Origin of the sequence: Nostoc sp. 'Peltigera membranacea cyanobiont' 213 (assembly GCF_002245975.1) — a bacterium.
Lineage (GTDB): Bacteria > Cyanobacteriota > Cyanobacteriia > Cyanobacteriales > Nostocaceae > Nostoc.
The window spans coordinates 1-4,978 of record NZ_NOLI01000258.1 but is presented as its reverse complement, the minus strand read 5'-3'; the positions used below and the strand labels follow the sequence as shown (position 1 = coordinate 4,978).

The window sequence follows — 4,978 nt, the reverse complement described above, 5'->3', positions numbered from 1 at the left end:
TTGGATGAATCAACTCCGCCAGAATCGGTAGACTCCTTGTTTGGAGGATGTCCTTTTATAGATGGCGTGAAAAGTTGTTCCTTTTCAAGCTCATAAAGCTCAGGCACTCTCAAGCATTTTTCTTCAAGTTCAGGAATGCACAAAGCCTCAGAGAGATACAATACATTAACAGTGACATCCGGTTTGTATTTGCTAAGTCCCCATTTCTTAGCCCGATATGATCGCTGGTAATCTTTGAGTGATTTGGCATCATCTATAATTGCAGTTAGCAGGGCATTCGCATTAACACCGCGACTAACTACAAAATCATCAACGCCTTTTTCTGGCCCCGGCAGTAATGCAACTTCACATTCAGAACCAGCAGACTCAATTGCTTTTGCAGTGCGAACAGTAGCTTGAAATACCAACCACCTGGTTTTAGAAGAAGTCTCGTGGTCAAAAAAAATTATGAACTTGCGCCCAGAGAGAGCCATTGGTACTAAGTCAGGATGCAACCGTTCATCAAAATCTTGTTGGCCCACGCGCCCGTTCCAAATTCCCGGGAGTGCGATCGCTACAAATCCCAGACTCAGCAAGCAAGCGGCTTTCTTCTCACCCTCGCATAAGATAATCGGAATCTCTGGATGTTGTTTTACCCACTCCCAGAAGGTAAGTTGTATATCTTTCTGGTGAGAGTCGATGAAATTCAGTTTGTGCTGCTTTACCCATAACCAAAACATTAGGGGATTGAGTATGTCTTTTCTGCACAGTGCTAAAAGGGAACTAGACTGCGCGTATGAGAGCGAATTCCGGAAGTTGGCAGCATAGAGAGCGTTTTTTCTTCGACTTTTAATATGCAGCTTCTGACCACGTTTTGCAAAAAGCACTTCTGTAACTGAGGGGATGTTGTAGCGCCGTGCAATAAGATTTAATATGCAGTTGGGAATATCGAAGTAGGTGACGCGGTTAGCTGTCTTGGGGGGTGATTCGTATTTGACGGGTTTCCCTTTTTGCCAATCAATGCGGGGGAAGTTGGGCTTAATGCGCCCCCATTCCATTGGGAGCCAATTATTCAACGGGTCAAGTGACTGAATCCATGTCCCACCCAGTAATAGATGCTGATACATTTTAATGTATGGATCTGTGACTCGACCGGCATTTTTGCGAGGGATTTTATCAGAGATGAACAGGTAGTCGTAAACCGATTCTCCCTCGATGTGGAAGAAGTTGCGCTTAATCAGCGCCGGATGAATGGCGCTACCAACATATAACTCATGGTATTCGGGAGCCTTGAGGTTGTTTGGGTATTCAATTGGGTGTCGCTGATGCTCAACTGATACCTTGCAATCTGGTTTCGGCTCAAAGTTGCCACACTTAAAAGCATTTTTATTTGTATTCACATTTTCTCCCTTTATTTTTCCATGACAATTTGGGCGACATTGCATCTATGCCGCATTCATCAGTTATCAGTTATCAGTTATCAGTCATCAGTCATCAGTCATCAAGTATCCGCATCAGCAGCGATAAGGACGGAGCATTTAAGTTGCATAAAAGCATGGCTTTCCTGCGGGAGCTGAACCCGTAGGGTTGTCCTTACTACAAGCGAATCAACCTGGAAAAATGAATGACGATTAGCTTAACTGTTAACTGTTAACAGTGAGAACTGTTCACTGTTTTTTTGGGCTTGTGTGATTAAATCAGTCTCCTCGGTAGTAAGGAGATCCCAGTAGTCTGCTTTTATCACCTCGTATTTTTCAGCCACAGCCCAAAAGTCCTGCCATGTAAACTCAAGACGAGCAAGTACTTGCCTAATTTCCCTAATAGCCTGGGGTAATAGTTGTAATTGCTCCGTCCTTGTTGCGACGGCTAACTGTGTGGGACTAGTACCCAAAATTATCGCCGCAGCCTCAAGAGCTTGGGTGTTGTTCATGGCAACGCTTAGGTTTTTCAGTGCCATGCCCATGAGCCGCAGACATTCAGTTGCATTTTCTTTGGGTGGTTCAAGAGCTAGCTGGCGCAGGTCAATGGTTTTCTCAAGAGCTTGTAAAACTTGCTTGTTCAACACTTTAGTAGCCTGTTGGGTCATGGTATTTCCCCACTGCTGTTGAGGGCGTTCCTGTAAGGCGTGTTCTAGTTCCTGGATACGTTGGTGGAGTTGCTGATTCTCAGTTTCTAGCAATCTCTTCCCTTCCATCTCATCCAATCGTTGCTGCAACTGGATATTCTGCTCTTTTTGCTCCTTGTACAGGAAATGCATAGATTGGATTTGCTCACTTACTTGGGCTTCGGCTCTAGCCGACACTTCTGCTTGTAGTCCAATTCTCAATTCCTGCTCCAAGCGCTCTAACTCAAGTTTGTGTTGCTCTTTGAGTGCTGCGATGGCTTCGGTGTATTCTGGTGGATATGTGCGCTGACTTGATTGGGACACAATTGCGGCATCCAAATCAGTGTTGTTTACCAGCAGCCTTTCACCATCAGCGAAAGTTACAATCTGCTGCGAATTATTTGGAGCCGAAGCCTCAATTACTCCTGATTCTCCATAACGGGGATGTTCTGGTGATGAAATTGTGACTTTGACATTTTTGGGAACCAATGGTTCCTGATTTTTGGGAACCAATGGTTCTGAATGGAATGGCTTTTTTCCTCTTGGCATTGGAGCAACAATATTAGCCGCAGCAGCAAAATCTGATTCAGTTGGGTCTGGGTTTGATTCAAGAGCCAGTCTTATAGCAGCAATAAGTTTTTCTGGTTCTTTGGCTAACCTCAAAAGAGGACGGGCTTGGCGCTCATTTTTAATCTGTGACCCCAACTCCCCTGCTGCAACAATAACTTTTGATGCTCCTAAGAGTTGATTTATACGCCGATAGCCACCATATACATGCAATTCGCCTTGGCAATATTGTTCAAAGTTTTTGTACCCAGCGATTCTGTACATCTGCTCGTCATGCATGAGGCGACAGAGTTCTACTGCTTGCAACTCAAATTGGTCAAGAGTAGCGAAGGTGTCTTTGATACTGCTGTTGAGTAAGTCGTAATCAAGTGCTGATTTGGTTTCTTCTCTATCTAGTGTCAGCATATTTCTCTCCCATCATTAGCACAAGGAGAGTGGTTTGAAAAAAAATTTGATGTCACCTTAATCCCGACACCCTGTTGTATTGGCCTTATGTCATTTTTCACGATATTTTTCCCTGATAACTTGGTTGACAAGCTTCAGAGGGGATTGCATCAGTTATCAGTTGACAGTTATCAAGGACTGTGAATTCCAACTGATAACTGGTAACTGTTCTTCGCGCTGCTACTGCTTTTTGCTACGATTTTCGGGATTTCTTAACCAAACTTTACTTTACCTAAAATTAATGAATTTTGACAGCAAAAACACACCGCAAGGAATGGACTTTCCAAGCGGCAGATCCTATAATGGATCTGGTAGCGCGGTAAAAACTCTCGGACAAACTTAGTGGAATGACAGTCGCCAAACTATAAATACCACTTGTTTTGTTGCTTCGAGATCAACCCCGCTCTGAGGTTATATGGAATTTAAGACCCGCAGAAAGCGCTACTCCCTACTGGCGCTTTCTGCGTTAAGTTCTCGTACTGTTGTATCTTCACCTCCATACCTCCTTTTAATTAGCTTGATTTTACATAACTTGTGGTCTTTCCGTATCTAACGAGATTCTGATTTTTTTTGTTTGATTCCTCCATATTTACCAGTGTTTCTTCCAGCTTACCCTGATTGGGTAATCACTTTTTCAAGAAGCAGCACCTACAGCAGAGGTCATTTCTGCCTTGGGCTTGCGCTCAAAAACTTGTATGTTGGGTTCTTCTAGTACGAACCCATGTTCTGTTTGCTGACCAAGTTTACCAGCGATCGCTGCAACCCACTGTGGGTAATTACTAGCAGCATCGGTCAGTTTCTTCCAAATCTTAGGTTTGACTGTAATTGAAATGATGCGATCATCACAGTCAAGTTCAAATTGTTGCCAACCATTCTCTACTATGTTAGATTGTGGCAGTTCGTTGATTTTGATTGTTATTTCTAGTTTTCCTGCAATCATAGCTACCTCCCTTAAGATGCGATTGCTAATTCTGATGAAGTGTCAGATGTATGCACCAATCCTAGCGGATCTGTCAAAATATACTTTTTAATCACTGGTTGTAGAGTAAAACTAATTTCTTTAGTAACTGAATCTCTGTTACTTTCAATCAATGAGTTTTTTTCGAGGACTTCCAAAGCTCTAATTAAATCTGAGGTTGACATTAATTCTTTCTGTTTATTATTCATATCTATTAATAATTTGGTAAAATTGACAGGACTTGAATCCAAGGTTAGTTCTTCTGCTAGATAAATCATAATTTGTCTTTGAGTTTTGCTCAATACTTGTTGGCTAAACACCTGATTAAGCATTTCTTGAAACTGATCGCTAACCAAAGTAGTTGGATTTTCAAAAAACTTTTCTGCGCTACTAGCAAAGAAATGATGAATTCTATTAGCTACTGCTTTTAATTCTGTAGGATTACCACGATAAGTTTTAATTAACTTATTGCACTTTTCCTTGTCAGTTAATCCTTTGCTGGATAAAAGTTGCAAAGCGGCATTTACCTCCAAACCTTCAATTCTCAAAAAGTCAATAGGTAGTTCTGCCGCTATCAAACTTTCAAGCTGATCGGGGAAAACTCGACTAGTTAAGAGTACACAGCTCTCGGATAACTCCTCTGTTAAACGACGAAAAAATAGTCCATACTCTAGCCGATGCTGGAAGTTATTCCTTTGAAATAAAGCTTCAGATGCATCCAATACTAGCAAGCAGCGACGTGATTGCAACTGGTTTATCAGCACAGAAATCATTGGCTTACTGCTGTGTTCAAGCAAGTTTGAGGATGATTCCAAAGGTTTAATTAGCCTTATCAAATCAGTTATCAATTGGGTGCGACTCTTTTAGGAAGACGGAGAATAGAGTTTAAACAGGTATTGCAAGAGTCGGAGGGGTAATAGAACAAC

General features: G+C 42.1%; 4 protein-coding genes. All 4 read right to left on the bottom strand.

Annotated features, from left to right (window positions below; genetic code table 11):
- Positions 1-1,292: DUF3854 domain-containing protein (locus tag CDG77_RS38255; protein WP_223270118.1), on the bottom strand; the 1,292-nt coding region annotated here is incomplete at its 3' end.
- Between the two features lie 323 nt (positions 1,293-1,615).
- Positions 1,616-3,055 carry a hypothetical protein gene (locus CDG77_RS37155; RefSeq protein WP_190234139.1) on the bottom strand — a complete coding sequence of 480 codons (1,440 nt, stop codon included), beginning with the start codon at positions 3,053-3,055 and terminating at the stop codon, positions 1,616-1,618.
- 673 nt (positions 3,056-3,728) lie between these two features.
- On the bottom strand, positions 3,729-4,034 hold the full coding sequence (locus CDG77_RS33330) for a fertility inhibition FinO-like protein (RefSeq protein WP_094333446.1): 306 nt from the start codon (positions 4,032-4,034) through the stop codon (positions 3,729-3,731).
- An 11-nt stretch (positions 4,035-4,045) separates the two neighbouring features.
- Positions 4,046-4,825 carry a hypothetical protein gene (locus CDG77_RS33325; protein ID WP_094333445.1) on the bottom strand — a complete coding sequence of 260 codons (780 nt, stop codon included), beginning with the start codon at positions 4,823-4,825 and terminating at the stop codon, positions 4,046-4,048.
- Positions 4,826-4,978 lie beyond the last annotated feature (153 nt).

Bases quoted from the DNA above. Each gene is read 5' to 3' on its own strand.
- CDG77_RS37155 (WP_190234139.1), bottom strand. From the start codon at position 3,055: ATGCTGACACTAGATAGAGAAGAAACCAAATCAGCACTTGATTACGAC.
- CDG77_RS33330 (WP_094333446.1), bottom strand. From the start codon at position 4,034: ATGATTGCAGGAAAACTAGAAATAACAATCAAAATCAACGAACTGCCA.
- CDG77_RS33325 (WP_094333445.1), bottom strand. From the start codon at position 4,825: ATGATTTCTGTGCTGATAAACCAGTTGCAATCACGTCGCTGCTTGCTA.